This window comes from Actinomycetota bacterium, assembly GCA_030684515.1.
GTDB lineage: Bacteria > Actinomycetota > Actinomycetes > S36-B12 > S36-B12 > UBA11398.
Genome location: JAUXVJ010000016.1, coordinates 70,012 through 85,684 on the forward strand (window position 1 = coordinate 70,012; position 15,673 = coordinate 85,684).

13 protein-coding genes and 1 tRNA gene are annotated in these 15,673 nt (G+C 59.9%); 10 read left to right on the top strand and 4 right to left on the bottom strand.

The window, feature by feature from the left end:
• Positions 1-24 precede the first annotated feature (24 nt).
• Entirely contained in the window at positions 25-936 is a 912-nt protein-coding gene (locus Q8M73_06825; GenBank protein ID MDP2288264.1) for a PAC2 family protein, read from the top strand.
• On the opposite strand, the gene Q8M73_06830 is transcribed toward Q8M73_06825, so the two are convergent.
• Complete coding sequence (locus Q8M73_06830) at positions 933-2,408, bottom strand: alpha/beta hydrolase (GenBank protein MDP2288265.1); 1,476 nt, start codon at positions 2,406-2,408, stop codon at positions 933-935. The genes Q8M73_06825 and Q8M73_06830 overlap by 4 nt on opposite strands.
• A 75-nt stretch (positions 2,409-2,483) precedes the next feature.
• On the opposite strand from Q8M73_06830, the gene tgt reads away from it, so the two are divergent.
• Positions 2,484-3,716, top strand: coding sequence for a tRNA guanosine(34) transglycosylase Tgt (gene tgt / locus Q8M73_06835; protein MDP2288266.1), 1,233 nt, complete (start codon positions 2,484-2,486; stop codon positions 3,714-3,716).
• Here tgt and Q8M73_06840 read toward each other — a convergent pair.
• Complete coding sequence (locus Q8M73_06840; protein MDP2288267.1) at positions 3,692-4,393, bottom strand: queuosine precursor transporter; 702 nt, start codon at positions 4,391-4,393, stop codon at positions 3,692-3,694. The two genes, tgt and Q8M73_06840, sit on opposite strands and share 25 nt — an antisense overlap.
• 2 nt (positions 4,394-4,395) lie before the next feature.
• Positions 4,396-4,468 (bottom strand) — tRNA-Arg (locus Q8M73_06845).
• Positions 4,469-4,517: 49 nt separating this feature from the next.
• Between Q8M73_06845 and Q8M73_06850 the strand changes: the two genes are divergently transcribed.
• From Q8M73_06850 to lysA, 4 genes are all read left to right on the top strand, one after another.
• On the top strand, positions 4,518-5,372 hold the full coding sequence (locus Q8M73_06850; GenBank protein ID MDP2288268.1) for a YihY/virulence factor BrkB family protein: 855 nt from the start codon (positions 4,518-4,520) through the stop codon (positions 5,370-5,372).
• Positions 5,365-6,270, top strand: coding sequence for a polyphosphate kinase 2 family protein (locus Q8M73_06855; GenBank protein MDP2288269.1), 906 nt, complete (start codon positions 5,365-5,367; stop codon positions 6,268-6,270). Before Q8M73_06850 ends, Q8M73_06855 begins: the two co-directional genes overlap by 8 nt.
• A gap of 156 nt (positions 6,271-6,426) precedes the next feature.
• Positions 6,427-8,082, top strand: a complete 1,656-nt coding sequence (argS, locus tag Q8M73_06860) for an arginine--tRNA ligase (GenBank protein ID MDP2288270.1) — start codon at positions 6,427-6,429, stop codon at positions 8,080-8,082.
• 31 nt (positions 8,083-8,113) lie between these two features.
• Positions 8,114-9,451: a diaminopimelate decarboxylase gene (gene lysA, locus Q8M73_06865; GenBank protein ID MDP2288271.1), complete on the top strand. Its 1,338-nt coding sequence runs from the start codon at positions 8,114-8,116 to the stop codon at positions 9,449-9,451.
• Between the two features lie 19 nt (positions 9,452-9,470).
• Here the strand turns inward: lysA and Q8M73_06870 are convergent, their stop codons facing one another.
• Entirely contained in the window at positions 9,471-10,217 is a 747-nt protein-coding gene (locus Q8M73_06870; GenBank protein ID MDP2288272.1) for an aquaporin, read from the bottom strand.
• A 187-nt stretch (positions 10,218-10,404) separates the two neighbouring features.
• Between Q8M73_06870 and Q8M73_06875 the strand changes: the two genes are divergently transcribed.
• The 4 genes from Q8M73_06875 (at position 10,405) to rho (ending at position 15,599) form a co-directional block, all read left to right on the top strand.
• A complete protein-coding gene (locus tag Q8M73_06875; GenBank protein MDP2288273.1) occupies positions 10,405-11,709 on the top strand; it encodes a homoserine dehydrogenase in 1,305 nt (434 codons plus the stop codon).
• 2 nt (positions 11,710-11,711) lie between these two features.
• Positions 11,712-12,773: a threonine synthase gene (thrC, locus tag Q8M73_06880; protein MDP2288274.1), complete on the top strand. Its 1,062-nt coding sequence runs from the start codon at positions 11,712-11,714 to the stop codon at positions 12,771-12,773.
• Positions 12,773-13,690 carry a homoserine kinase gene (gene thrB / locus Q8M73_06885; protein MDP2288275.1) on the top strand — a complete coding sequence of 306 codons (918 nt, stop codon included), beginning with the start codon at positions 12,773-12,775 and terminating at the stop codon, positions 13,688-13,690. Before thrC ends, thrB begins: the two co-directional genes overlap by 1 nt.
• 154 nt (positions 13,691-13,844) lie before the next feature.
• Entirely contained in the window at positions 13,845-15,599 is a 1,755-nt protein-coding gene (rho, locus tag Q8M73_06890; protein MDP2288276.1) for a transcription termination factor Rho, read from the top strand.
• The last annotated feature ends 74 nt before the right edge of the window (positions 15,600-15,673 follow it).

Genomic DNA, 15,673 nt, shown 5'->3' on the forward strand with positions numbered 1-15,673 from the left:
ACGCACCACACCCAAGGAGGATCCGTGCAGTCGCCGGAAGATATGTACGTCATCCACCAGATGCCGCGGTTCAATGAGCCACCTGTGCTCATCCACGCATTTACCGGATACGTCGATGCAGGCGGCGCGGTGCGGATGACGATTGATCACCTCTTGGAGCACTGCGAGCACGAACTCATCGCAAGTTTTGATGTCGATGCAGTCATGGACTATCGCGCGCGTCGCCCAGTCCTTTCGTACTCCGTCGATCACTTCACTGGTGTGGATATTCCGACAATTCAGTTGCATGAAGTCACGGACACCAATGGTGCCTCCTTCCTCTTGCTGGCTGGCCCTGAGCCGGACTACCAGTGGATGCGTTTCATCGCCGCCGTTTCAGGGCTTGGCCACCGCCTCGGTATTCGCCTGGCTGTTGCGGTGTCCGGCATTCCTTGGCCTGCGCCACATACCCGTCCACTGGGCATCACGGTGCATGGATCTGACCCAGAGCTTGTGCGCGGATTCCGATCGGTCGTCGGGGAGGTGGACGTACCTGGACACATGGGCGCGATGTTGGAGTACCACCTGGCACAGGACGGGTTTGATTCCATGGGCATCACAGCGCAGGTTCCGCACTACCTCAGCCAGTTCCAGTATCCCCAGGGTGCGCAAACCTTGATCAACGGATTGAGCCGCGTCACCGGGCTCGAGCTTCCAGTGGACGGCTTGACTCCGCTGGCGGCCCAAGCCACGCGAGAGATCGCTGATCAGCTAGCCGGCAACGATGAGTTCGCCACGGTTGTGACAGCGCTGGAGCATCAATACGACCAAACCATCGGCGCGCCACCGGGCAGTTTGATGTCCGACGAACCAGTGCCCACCGGCGATGAGATCGCCGCACAACTGGAGTCCTTCTTGCGTGATCTGGATGCCGGCGACGGAAAGAGCGATAACTAGGCCGGACAGCTCGTTGACTTTGCCGGGAGCGTTCCTCGCAACAGGTACTGATCAACCAGATCGTCGATGCAGTTCGAACCTGAACCATAGGCAGTGTGGCCATTGCCTTCATAGGTGAGCAGGGTGCTGGTAGGCAGTTGCGAACTGAGGGCCCGCGACCACTCGTATGGGGTCGCTGGATCAAAGCGAGTGCCGATCACCAATATTGGAGCCTTGGTCGAGGTGGCAGCCGGCGCCGGGGCTTGCGGATTGTGGTCAAACCACGCTGTGCATGGGGCATTGCTCCAAGCGATGGACTTTGCAAACTCAGGTACAGGTGCGTTTGCTGACCATCGTTTGGCGGCCGCACTGAATCCGGCTGCGCCAGGCGGCTTGGGGTTGTCCCAGCAGTCAATTGCGTAGTAGGCGGACTGAACGTTCGATGTGAACTTGGTAGGGCCGATCTGCTCAGCGCCACTCCAGGCCAATTCCAATAGCCCGGTGCCGTTGCCAGCGAGAGCTTGCTCGATGGCTTGGCTCAGCGGTTGCCACAGATCTTGGGTATACATCGCTGTCAGCATGCCGCCCATGCCCAGGGCCTGAGTCAGTTGCGGTCCTTGGTCGGTGCGCAGCGGGTGCTGGTCAAGGCGAGCCAAGAGCGCGTTGACTTTGGCCGTGACCACCGCAGGAGTCTGGCCAAGACTGCAGTTCTTGCGGTTGGCGCAGTCTGCTGCGAAGTTCTGGAAGGCGCGCTGGAAGCCAACGGACTGCCCCGCAGAAATCTGCATGGAGTTCAGCTCTGGATTAAGCGCACCATCCAACACAAAGCGCCCCACGCGATCAGGAAATGTCTCGAGGTAGGTCGTGCCAAGCGCTGTGCCGTACGAGAAGCCCAGCCAGTTGAGCTTGTCTTCGCCGAGAGCCGATCGAAGGAGATCCAGATCCTGGGCTGTTGAAGGTGTACCGACAAAGGGGCTGATGCGCGGACTGAATTTCAAGCATCCTTTGCTGATCCTTGCTGCCGCTCGCATCACCTCATCGATTTCCTTGGGATTGTCCGGAGTGGAGTCCATAGCCAGCCAGGATGCGGTCTGCTTTGGCGTCATGCAGGTGACAGGCGCAGACTTCCCGACTCCACGCGGATCAAAACCGATGAAGTCGAACTCCTTGGCCACAGCCGGTGCCAGAAACTTCGCGGCGTACCAGGCGAATCCCAAACCCGATTCTCCCGGTCCACCCGGGTTGATGACGATCGAGCCTTGAGAGGTGGCCCCCGAATGCACGATTCTGCTCACCGCAATTGAGATGTCGCCCTTGCTGAGATCCGAGTAATCCAGCGGCACCCGCAATTGCGCACATTGCCCAGCTGAGCATGAGTGCCAGTCAAGGGTTTGCGAGTAGTAGGAGTTCAGCCCGCTGGGAGCCGCGCTCGCTGACAGAGGTGCGGCCATCACTAACACCGCCGCCGCGATGCCGATGCCGATGCGTTTCACCGCACCACGGTACGTCATCGCTGCCCGCGATCTGCTCAGCAATCCATTTGCTTAGATGACCGGATGGTCGCGCCGATGTTTGAACTGAAATCTCGACTCGCAGACCATCATGAATCTGCAGCACTGGGTCGCACTGGAGTCATTTCCACGCCACATGGGCAGATCCATACGCCAGCCTTCATCCCAGTCGGCACCATGGCGACGGTCAAAGGTGTCCTGCCGGAGTCGATGCAGGAGCTTGGCTCGCAGGCTCTGCTGGCCAACGCCTATCACCTCTATCTGCAACCAGGGGCAGAAGTGATCGACGCTGCTGGTGGCCTGGGCGCATTCATGCATTGGGATGGCCCCACATTCACCGACAGTGGCGGATTTCAGGTGCTCTCGCTCGGTGTCGGCTTCAAGAAGATCCTCGCGATGGATTCCAAGACGGTGCGCTCGGATGATGTCATCGCGCCGGGCAAAGATCGACTGGCACATGTGGACGATGACGGAGTCACCTTCAAGTCACATATCGATGGAACCATGCATCGCTTCACGCCTGAGACCTCTATGCAAGTTCAGCATGCGATTGGCGCGGACATCATCTTTGCTTTCGATGAATGCACGACCTTGCTGAACACGCGGGAGTATCAAGAGCGGTCGCTTCGTCGCACCCATGACTGGGCGCAGCGCTGCATTGCGGAGCATCAACGACTGACACTGGTGCGCACTCACCGGCCGTATCAAGCCCTCTTTGGCGTCATTCAAGGCGCGCAGTATGAAGATCTGCGCAGAACAGCAGCCCGAGAACTTGGCGCCTTGGACTTCGATGGATTCGGCATTGGGGGAGCCTTGGAGAAGGCCAATCTTGGAACCATCATCCGATGGGTAAATGAAGAGCTGCCCGAGGACAAGCCTCGGCATCTGCTCGGCATTGGTGACCCAGTCGACTTCTTCACGGCGGTCGAGAACGGGGCGGACACCTTTGATTGCGTGGCCCCGTCCCGGATGGCCCGCAATGGCACGGTGCTGCATCCCGATGGCCGATTCCATGTCACCAACGCCAGATTCAAGACGGATTTCAAGCCGATCGACGAGAATTGCGACTGCTACACCTGCAGGAACTATTCGCGGGCCTATCTCCACCATCTCTTCAAGGCCAAGGAGCGACTCTCAGCAACCTTGACGACCATTCACAACGAACGCTTTGTCATTGCGCTGCTCGATCAGATTCGAGCGAGCATTCCCCGGGGTGAGTTTCAGGCCTTTCGCGAGGAGTTTCTTGGCAGATTCGGGTCAGGTGCTCAGCGTGCCGAAGCCAGTTCGTAGGTCGGTTCGCGCTTCTTGATGAAGCCGATCAGCGGGTAGGTGATCGGCAGCAGCACAACCTCAAGAAGGGTCTTGTAGAAGTAGCCCACGATGACGTAGTTGGCGAACTCGGCTCCGGTGATGATGCCGTAGAAGGCGACAGTGCAGAAGACGACTGTGTCGGCCAGTTCGCCGACGACTGTAGATCCGATCAATCGGGCCCACAGATGCTTCTCCTTGGTTCGCTCCTTGATCTTGACCAGCACGTAGGAATTCAGTAGTTGGCCTGCGAGATAGCCGCAGACGCTGGCCAGCACGATGCGCGGAACAAAGCCAAGGACAGCCTCGTAGGCCTCTTGGTTGGTGTAGGCCTCGGGCGAAGGGGAGATTTGAACGACGTAGAACGTCACTGCCGCAAGGATCGCCATTGCGAACCCCAACAGGATCGCCCGCCGTGCTGCGCGGAATCCGTAGACCTCGCTCAGGATGTCGCCGATGATGTATGCGAGTGGAAACAGGAACGCGCCACCGTCGAGGATCGCCGGACCAAACACGATCAGTTTCGTCGCAGCAATATTCGAGATGATCAAGATGCCAACGAAGATGCCGAGGATAAGCGGGTAGTAGCTGTGAGTGACTGAGGCGAAGTGCACCCCCTCGTGCGACTTCACCTTCATCGTTGCGTCATTGATGTTCATTGCGCCCCCGGCAGGAATCGAACCTGCGACCTTCGGTACCGGAAACCACTGCTCTATCCCCTGAGCTACGGAGGCAAACGTGGGTCAGGCTAGCAGCGAGGTGCTTGACTGACACGATAGGCAGGTGCGCAGCCAACTGATCTCGATGAGAACAGCTGGCAGTTCGATATTTCGCGAATACTCGGCTCATCAGGGATCTCTTGCCGCGGGTGGCATGGCCTACTTCGTGCTGCTGGCCATCGCGCCGGCCGCAGTGACGGTTGGCGCGGTCGCCGGGGCGATTATTGGACCTGAGAACACCAAAGCGGCGATTGAATCGATCCTGAGCCGGCTTCCGGACGCTGATACTCAGTTGCAGGAGGTCACCAATTCCATCGTCAACCTCGTGGCCAGTTCATCAGCAAGCGCATTGACTCTTGCTTCCCTCATTGGTCTGATGATTGCGATCTATGCTGCTTCCAAAGCCATAACCGCCATGCGCATGGCACTGGACCGAGCCTTCGGATTCATCCGCCACCGACCAGGCCTTCTGGGTCGGGTTCGCGATGCAGTGATCACTCTTGTGGGCCTGCTGATCTTGATCGCATCGGTGCTTGCGTTGACCCTGCTGCCCCGAATATCGCGTGCTTTGGGATTCCCCGAGGTGCACTTCGGCACTGGGGTTGGCTGGATCGACTGGGTGCTGTTCGCGATCCTTGCCTGGCTTCTCGTTCTTGGCATATTCCGGTGGGGTCCCAGTAGGGCTGCACCGATTTCGTGGAGGTCGCCGGCAGCAATCGGCATCGCAGTGTGGTTCGTCGGAGTCAGTGCTGGTGTCGGTGTCTACGTAGGACTGTCGACAACGATTGGAGCCGCAATAGCGGCCTTCGGAGCACCTATGGTGGTATTGCTGTGGCTGTACCTGTCGTTCATGGGATTGCTACTCGGCGCTGAGATGCAGATGTATCTGACGAAGGAGAGGTCAACCACACATGAGTGACTCGCCAGGATCGCTGACGAAGGACGAGTGGCGCGCCGTAGTGCACCAATGCCAGGTGGAGCCAGGACGCAAGGTCGAACTTGACGCCGACTTTGACCCCGCGATGATGCCGAAGCACTTCGACAAGATCACCAGTGAGCAGGCGCATGAGGCTGTACTGGAGGAAATGACGGCATTGCAGGATCGTTTCTACGCAGCGAACTCCAATGCGATGCTCATCGTCTTCCAAGCTACAGACGCGGCTGGCAAGGACGGCACCATCAAGCATGTGATGAGCGGTCTGAACCCAGAAGGTGTTGAGGTTCATTCCTTCAAGGCGCCCTCCGTTGAGGAGCGCGCACACGATTTTCTCTGGCGCCATCAACTCGTCCTGCCAGAGCTTGGACGGATCGCCATCTTCAACCGCTCGCATTATGAGAATGTGCTCGTCACACAAGTGCATCCCGAATTGATCTGGCCGCCCGCCGATCGGATCAACGACCTTGAAGCGCTCTGGAAGCGTCGCTATCACGCCATCAATGAGTGGGAGCGCCATCTCGTGGACAGTGGCACTCGAATCGTCAAGATCTTCTTGAACCTTTCCAAGGATGTGCAGCGCAAGCGCTTCTTGGAGCGCATCGATGAGCCCGAAAAGAATTGGAAGTTCTCTCCGACAGATTTGCATGAGCGCGAGTATTGGGATGCGTACCGCAAGTCCTTTTCGGCGATGGTCAGCAACACCAGCACGAAGTGGGCTCCTTGGTACGTCGTGCCTGCGGATCACAAATGGGTGACTCGTCTGATCACGAGCGCGATCGTTCTGCACACCTTGCAGGACATTGACCCGCAGTACCCGAAAGTCGATGACCAGACGCTGAAGGAGCTGCAAGAGGCTCGCAGGCATCTTGAGTCCGAGTAGCACCTATCCACAGGGTTCGTGATGCGGCTGGCGCCCTCGACCGCCTCGAGTGAAGATTGAAGGGACTCGAATCGGGGGATAAGGGTCGAAACAGAAGGACTCCCACCCGTGTGGTGGGAGTCCTTCGTCCATCAGCCTGGTCGGTACGCTCTCGCGGTGACTCCCGATGCCCTTGCCGCTGCCCTACTGCTGGTGCTGCGAGAGGTTCAGGCCGAGGACTCCATTGCTATCCAACTGCCAGATTCCGTGCACGTTGAGCGTCCGAGATCCCGAGAGCATGGCGACTATGCGACCAATGTCGCGCTGACTCTGGCCAAGGCCGCCGGCGTTGCGCCCAGAATCCTGGCGCAGGCGATCGTGGACCGAATCGTTCTGGTCGATGGAGTCAGCAGCGCCGATATCGCTGGCCCGGGATTCATCAATATCCGGCTGGACAGCGCTGCACAGGGTGAGCTGGCCCGCAGCATCGTGCAGCAGGGATCCAATTTTGGGCGTGGTGCTGCACTCGCAGGGCAGACCATCAATGTGGAGTTCATCTCGGCCAATCCCACCGGACCCTTGCACCTTGGGCATACGCGATGGGCCGCAGTCGGCAGCGCATTGGCTCAAGTGCTCGCCGCCGCCGGCGCGGACGTCACGTCTGAGTTCTACATCAATGATCGTGGTGTCCAGATGGACAAATTCGGACTCTCGGTGCTTGCTGCAGCTCAGGGCCAGGCAGTTCCGGACGGTGGCTATCACGGCGCCTACATCGTGGATCTGGCCGCTGAGGTTCTGGCGACGCAGCCAGCACTCATCCAACTAGCAGAGGAAGCACGCGCGGCAGGATTTCGCGAGGCCGCCTACCGAATTCAGCTTGCGCAGCAGCGACATGTCCTTGAGCTGTTCCGCACGCATTTTGATGTCTGGTCCTCCGAGCGCGATCTGCATGACACCCATGCCGTCGAGTTGGCCTTTGAGCGGCTTCGCGAGCAAGGCCACGTATTCGAGCTCGACGGCGCAACGTGGCTGCGCACGACAGACTTCGGAGACGACAAGGACCGGGTACTGGTGAAGGCCGATGGTGAGTTGACCTACTTCGCCTCTGACACGGCGTACTACGTGAACAAGCGTGAGCGCGGATTCAGCACTTGCATCTATCTGCTTGGGGCCGACCACCATGGGTACGTCAATCGCTTGAAGGCAGTGGCGCAGTGCTACGGAGATCCGGCGGCGGCGGCCGAGGTGCTGATTGGCCAGCTCGTGAAGATCACCAAGGGTGGCGAAGAGGTCAAGCTCTCCAAGCGTGCCGGCACCATAGTGACCCTGGAGGATCTCGTCGAGGAAGTCGGCGTGGATGCCGCCCGCTACTCGCTCATTCGTCATCCCGTTGATTCACCATTGACCTTGGATCTTGAGGCCATCGCCCGCCACACCAATGACAATCCCGTGTACTACGTCCAGTACGCGCATGCGCGTATCGCGTCGGTGCTGCGCAATGCTGCAGATCTTGGTATCGACTGGGCTGCGGCCGACTTCGATCCAGGTGTGCTCGCGCACGAGCGTGAGAATGAGTTGCTGGGCTCTCTTGGCGAGTTTCCTCGGATCGTGGCTACTGCTGCCGAATTGCGTGAACCGCACCGCGTTGCGCGGTATCTCGAAGAACTCGCGACGACTTACCACCGCTTCTACGACGCTTGTCGAGTGCTGCCGCGGGGCGACGAAGACACCACGCCAGAACATGTCGCCCGGCTTTGGCTGTGTGCGGCCACCCGGCAGACCCTGGCCAATGGCCTGACTTTGCTTGGAGTGAGCTCACCGGAGCGCATGTAATCAGTCCGTCTGCATGCCCTAGCCTTCGCAGGTGTCCAATGTGTGGCCGGCTTCGGCTTCTCGAGACTCCACTGGTGCACTCAGCATTGGCGGTGTCGATGTTCGCGATACCGCAGCACAATTCGGCACGCCGGTGTTCATCCTTGATGAGCAAGAAGTCCGATCGCGAGCACGCGAGTACCGCCAGGCGGCGAGCCAGGTTGGGGCTCGTCAGGTCTACTACGCCGCCAAGGCCTTTCTCTCGACAACAGTTGCTCGGTGGGTCGTGGAAGAAGGCCTTGGCATCGACGTAGCGTCCGGCGGCGAACTCGCGGTGGCTCTTCGAGCGGGGGTGCCAGGCAGAGATCTCCTGCTCCACGGCAACAACAAGTCGATGGCCGAGATTGAAGCAGCTATTGAAGCTGGCGTCGGGCGCATTGTCCTTGACTCATTTGAAGAGATCGTCCGTGTCGCCGACGCGGCAAGCCGGTTCGGTGTCGTGCAACCCGTGCTGGTGCGCCTGACGATCGGCGTGCAGGCGCACACTCACGAATTCATCGCCACCGCCCATGAGGATCAGAAATTTGGCTTCTCCGTTGCCTCAGGCGCGGCGCAGGAGGCCCTGCGCCGGATCGTGATGTTGCCCAGTCTTGAATTCCGTGGACTGCACTCGCACATCGGATCCCAGATCTTTGATGCTCATGGCTTCCAAGAGGCGGCCGTGCGCATTGTGGCGTTCATGGGTCAGATGTCGACTGAGTTCGGCATCAGCTGTGCAGAACTGGACCTTGGGGGTGGCATGGGCATCGCCTACCTCGAGTCCGATGATCCGCTGAGCATTGATGAACTCGCTTCACAAGTTGCACTTGCGGTTGCCAGCGATTGCCAGGCCATCGGGCTGGCAGTGCCAGCATTGGCCTTTGAACCGGGGCGCGCAATTATCGGCCCGCCTGGAGTCACGCTTTACGAGATTGGCACAGTGAAGGCAGTGCAGACCGATGATGGCGTGCGTACCTATATTTCGGTCGACGGTGGCATGAGTGACAACATCCGCACCGCGCTCTATGACGCGGAGTACACCGTCGCCCTTGCCTCCCGCACTTCCGACGCCGAACTCATGCTGGTCAGAGTCGTTGGCAAGCATTGTGAATCTGGTGACATCCTGATCCGCGAGGCCTGGCTACCCAGTGATCTGGTTCCTGGCGACCTGCTCGCAGTCGCGGCAACGGGGGCGTATTGCCGATCGATGGCGTCCAACTACAACTACCTGCCTCGCCCAGCAGTGATCGGCGTCAAGGCAGGGGTGTCGACAGTGATCTTGCGCCGAGAGACTCTTGAAGACCTACTGGCGCTGGATCCCGGGGCTGATTCGGGATTCCAACGCCAGTAGTAGTGCCTGAAGGTGCGCGTTACTCGCGCTCGGAGCCCGCAACGAGCAACTCAGGTTCTGGACTTGTCGTACGCGTGATCAGCCAGATGATCACCGCGACAACTGAGCCCACAAGTGGCGCGACGATGAACAGCCACACCTGACTCAGAGCCTCGCCTCCCGCGAAGAGTGCCGGTCCGAAGGAGCGAGCCGGGTTGACGGAAGTGCCATCGAGTGGGATCCCCACCAAGTGCACAAGTGTGAGCGTGAGCCCGATTGCGATGCCGGCAAAGCCAGGAGCCGCAACCCGTTCCGTGACCAGCAAGATCACGAGTACGAAGGCCGCGGTCAAGATGACCTCAAGTAGAAATGCTCCACCCATGTCGATGTTGCCGTTGTCGTAGCTGTTGGTGCCAAGGCCACCCGTGTAGTCGGTGACTCCAAAGGATGAGACGAACAGTTTCAGGACTGCGCCAGCAGCGATGGCTCCGGCGAACTGAGCGACCCAGTAGGCCATTGCCTCACCGGCGGCCATCCGTCGACCCAAGAGCATGCCCAAGGTGACCGCAGGGTTGACATGCGCTCCCGAGACTGGCCCGAAGGCGTAGGCAATGCCGAGCAGCACAAGGCCGAATGCCAGCGCGACACCGACAACGCCGTTGCCGGGACCGCCAACGCCGATGCCGACTTTTGCCGAGATGCCAAAGACCGCAGCACCCACAGCAAGGAAGACCAAGAGGAAGGTGCCCACTGCTTCGGCAATGAGTTTTCTGGTCATGAGATTCATACAGACTCCTTGTCAGAATGAACGTGGTGGGCTCAGGTTAGGAGTTCCGAACAGGAGACTGTGGGATGCGCGCAGGGCACTGATGTCCCCAATTGGTGGGATCGCGCGCCTGGCATTGTGCCAATGCGAGGCCTCGGCACCAGACCTGACAGGCTAGGGGGTCACAACCGCCTCACCAGGAGTACTCATGTCACCGGCTGAACCCGCGCGCCCCGTCACGGTGGCATTGCTCGGCGGCGGCACCGTCGGAGCCCAAGTTGCCCGTCTGCTCACCGACCGGGATACCGATCTGCATATCCGCATGGGCACCTCCTTGAAATTGACCAAGGTCGCCGTCCGCGATTTGTCCAAGAAGCGCGAAATTCCGGCTGCTTTCCTGTCCGATGACGCAATGGCGGTGGCCACGTCTGGTGCCGACATCGTCGTTGAGTTGATGGGCGGCATCGAGCCAGCCAAGTCACTCATCTTGGCTGCGATCAAGTCCGGCTCGAGCATCGTGACGGCAAACAAAGCGCTGCTGGCTTCCGATGGTGCCTCGCTCTACGCGGCTGCTGAAGCCGAAGGCGTTGACATCTTCTTTGAAGCATCAGTTGCCGGAGCGATCCCGATCGTGCGCCTGCTGCAAGAGTCGCTTTCGGGCGATCACGTCACCAAGATCATGGGAATCGTCAACGGCACGACGAATTACATCCTGACTCGCATGGATGAGGACGATGCATCATTCGAAGACGCACTCGCTGAGGCACAAGCCCTTGGATACGCAGAAGCAGATCCGACAGCCGATGTTGAAGGCCACGACGCCGCATCGAAGGCTGCAATCCTCGCTGAGCTTGCCTTCCACACCCATGTCACGCGAGAAGACGTGCATTGCGAGGGCATCACGCACATCTCCACCACTGACATCCGTGCGGCCAAGAGCTTGGGATGTGTCATCAAGTTGTTGGCTGTTGCTGAGCGAGTCGATGATGATCGCGGTGTCATCGTGCGTGTGCATCCGACAATGGTCCCTCGTGAACATCCGCTCGCCAGTGTGCGCGAAGCGTTCAATGCAGTGTTCATCGAGGCTGAGGCTGCAGGTGAGCTGATGTTCTACGGCCGAGGAGCCGGGGGAGCCCCAACCGCATCGGCAGTTCTTGGCGACGTTGTGGTTGCGGCGCGCAATCGACTCACTGGCTCAACTGGCTGGGGCGAGAGCGCTGATGTGCAATTGCCCGTGCTTCCGATCAGTGAGGCGTTGACGTGCTACTACGTCAACCTGGTCGTGGCTGACCAACCCGGGGCGCTTGCGAGCATTGCCAAGGCCTTTGCCGACAGCGGTGTCAGCATTCAGGTGGTGCGCCAGGACGGTCATGGTGACGGAGCTGGTTTGATCGTGCGCACGCATCGCTCAAGTGATGGCGCCTTGCAGGACACTGTTGATCGGCTGCGCAAACTCTCCATGGTCACGGCCGTGGTCGGCGTGATGCGCGTCGAGGGCGAGGCGGGGGCATAGCCGTGGCACATCAATGGCGAGGACTCATCGAGGAATATCGCGACCGATTGCCGGTCACGGCGAACACCCCAGTCATCACTTTGCGCGAGGGCGGCACCCCACTAGTGCAGGCGGGCGTATTGAGCGAGCTTCTGGGCTGCGATGTCTGGTTGAAGTACGAGGGAGCCAATCCCACTGGATCGTTCAAGGACCGCGGCATGACCGTGGCGATCTCCAAGGCTGCAGAAGAGGGCGCCAAAGCGGTCATCTGCGCTTCCACGGGCAACACGAGTGCCAGTGCGACCGCGTATGCGGTGAAAGCCGGCATGGCCTGTGCTGTGCTGGTGCCCGAAGGCAAGATTGCCATGGGCAAGCTCGCACAGGCGATCGTGCACGGTGCGACCCTGCTGCAAGTCGAGGGCAACTTCGATGACTGCCTGACTCTGGCGCGTTCGCTTTCGGACAACTACCCGGTGGCGCTCGTCAACAGCGTCAACCCGGCGCGCATTGAGGGTCAGAAGACCGCTGCATTTGAAATTGTCGATCTGCTTGAGCGTGCTCCTGACATCCACTGCCTGCCGGTGGGCAACGCGGGCAACATCACGGCATATTGGAAGGGCTACTGCGAGTACGCGAAGGACGGCATCGCCTCGGCCACCCCTCGCATGTGGGGATTCCAGGCCGCCGGGGCCGCTCCACTTGTTCTGGGCATGCCCATCTTGCATCCTGAAACGATTGCCACGGCTATTCGCATCGGCAACCCGGCTTCGTGGCAGCATGCCATCGCTGCACGTGATGAGTCTGGGGGAGTCATCGACTCGGTCACTGACGAAGAAATCCTGTCGGCCTACCACCTGCTCGCAAGCAAGGAAGGCTTGTTCTGTGAGCCAGCCAGTGCGGCCAGTGTCGCCGGTCTGATCAAGATGCACGCCGCGGGCTTGCTCGATGCAGGGCAATTGATCGTCTGCACCCTCACTGGCAATGGGCTGAAGGATCCGCATTGGGCTATGCAAGGCGCAAAGGATCCCGTCGTGGTGCCAGCAAATGCCCAGGCTGCTGCGCAGGCGCTGGGCTTGGTTGACTGATGAGTGCCTGGCGAAGTGGTCCGGTTCGGGTCCGAGTCCCAGCGACCTCGGCCAATCTTGGGCCGGGCTTTGACAGCCTTGGACTTGCTCTGGGTCTGTATGACTCCCTGACAGCAATGGTCTCTGAGGACAAGGGCGTCCTCATCGAGGTCGAAGGAGAAGGCCTGGGCGAGGTCGCCTTGGACTCCTCGCACCTGGTCGCACGGGCGATGGCACTGGGATTTGCCGCCATGGATGCCCGCCCCACCGGATTTGTTCTGCGCTGCACCAATGTCATCCCGCATGGCCGCGGCCTGGGATCTTCGGCTGCAGCCATCATCGGTGGCTTGGTGATGGCTCGGGGACTGCACTCCGCAGGGGAGTCGTTGCTGACCGATCACGACCTCTTGCAACTGGCGCTGGAACTTGAACCCCACCCGGACAATCTGGCGGCCGCACTGTTCGGCGGGTTCACTACTGCCTGGATGAGCGACGGCATTGCTCAGTTTGTTCGTCGAGACGCACACCCGAGCATCCAGCCGATCATCGCTGTCCCTGACTTCAAAGTTCCGACGTCCGAAGCGAGAAGTGCTTTGCCTGCAATGGTTTCTCGCGTCGATGCCTCATTCAATATTGCCCGCGCCGCCTTGTTTGTTCAGGCGATCACCACCGATCCACGTCTGTTGCTGGAAGCCACTGCGGATCGACTTCATCAGGAGTCCCGGCGTTCGATGTATGAGCCCTCCATGGACTTGATCGACCGGCTGCGCGCTGATGGCCTGGCCGCGGTCATCTCGGGCGCCGGACCGACGGTGCTGGTACTTGCAAGCGCAGACCAGCTCGATGCAGTGCGGCTTGCCGCAGGCGACAATTGGCGAGTGGATCGGCAGCCGGTCGCAGCACTCGGCGCGCATGTGGACCCAGCGAAGCAAGCCTGAGGCGCATGAGTGCTACACTCGGATTCAACTCCAGCGTCGCAGAAGTCAGCTGACGTTTTCCCCGCACAGCGCAACGCTTCTTACCTGTGAATCCGGACAACTACCTGTACGGGTCATAACTGGGGTTTCTTACGAGTCAAAGGAATTTCAATTCGTGACTGAAACAACGGCAACCACGCGCAAGCCGCGTGGAGACAGCCTCTCTTCAATGCTCTTGCCAGAACTCAAGGCAATGGCCAACCAAATGGGCATCTCCGGAGCCAGTGGCATGCGAAAGGGCGACCTCGTCGCTGCGATCGCCGATCGCCAAGGCGCCAACCGCCGCTCTAGTGAGCAGGCAAGCCAGCCCACCCAAAGCTCCAAGAACGGCGACTCTGATCGCCCCACCGAGGAGACTCCGCGCGAATCGCGTGAGCCCCGTGACGACCGCGAGCCCCGCGAGCCACGTGAGCCACGTGAGCCACGTGAACAGCGTGATCGAGAGCCTCGCAATGACCGTCCGCGTGAAGATCGCGCGCCCCGTCAGGACCGTCCGCGTGAAGATCGCGCCCCCCGCGAGGATCGTCCCCGTGAGGACAATGACCGTGGCGGTGACCGGGATGCTGATGGCTCACGCAACCGCCGACGCGGCCGCGAGCGCTTCCGTGATCGCCCACGCAACAACAACGGTGGCGGTAACAACGGCAACAACAGCAATAGCAACAATGCTGATCGCCGCAACGGCTACAGCGAAGCTGACATTGAGGTCGGCGAAGACGATGTGCTCGTACCAGTAGCCGGCATTCTGGACGTCCTTGAGAACTATGCCTTCCTTCGCACTGGCGGCTATCTCCCCGGCCCGAACGATCTCTACGTCTCTCTTTCGATGGTGCGCAAGCACGGCCTGCGCAAGGGTGATGCCCTCACCGGCGCAACCAAGCAGCCCCGCGAAGGTGATCGTCGCGAGAAGTTCAACCCGCTCGTGCGTATCGACACCGTCAATGGCGGCGATCTGGATTCTCTTAAGAACCGTCCAGAATTCTCCAAACTGACCCCCCTGTACCCCCAGGAGCGGCTGCGACTTGAGACCGACGCCTCAAACCTCACGGCACGCGTCATCGATCTCGTCGCGCCGATCGGCAAAGGCCAGCGCGGACTCATCGTGTCGCCCCCCAAGGCCGGCAAGACGATGGTGCTGCAATCGATCGCGAACTCCATCACTGAGAACAATCCTGAGGTACACCTGATGGTTGTGCTGGTTGATGAGCGTCCTGAAGAAGTCACCGACATGCAGCGCTCGATCAAGGGTGAGGTGATCGCCTCCACCTTCGACCGACCAGCCGAGGACCACACGATCATCGCTGAGCTCGCAATCGAAAGAGCCAAGCGTTTGGTCGAACTCGGTCACGACGTCGTCGTGCTGCTGGACTCCATGACCCGTCTTGGACGCGCGTACAACCTGTCAGCGCCAGCCTCGGGCCGAATCCTTTCTGGTGGTGTGGATTCCACAGCGCTCTACCCGCCCAAGAAGTTCTTCGGCGCAGCACGCAACGTCGAGAATGGCGGCTCGCTCACCATCTTGGCAACGGCGCTCGTTGAGACCGGCTCGCGAATGGACGAGGTCATCTTCGAAGAGTTCAAGGGCACCGGCAACATGGAGCTCAAGCTGGATCGCCGCCTGGCTGACAAGCGCGTTTTCCCTGCAGTCGATGTTGACGCTTCGGGTACCCGCAAGGAAGAGCTGCTCATGGCGCCAGATGAGCTCAAGGTTGTCTGGAAGCTTCGCCGCGTTCTTCATGCCCTTGATCAGCAGCAGTCAATTGAGCTCCTGCTCTCCAAGCTGCGTGAGAACAAGACGAACTACGAGTTCATGATGCAGATTCAAAAGACCACACCTGGCTCGGGCGGATTGGCCGGCGAGGACGACTAGCCCTAGAGCCCGGCGTTCGGCAATTTCCTGAACAGCGGAGCCAATGGCATAATTTCATCGACCCGGTTCACGGC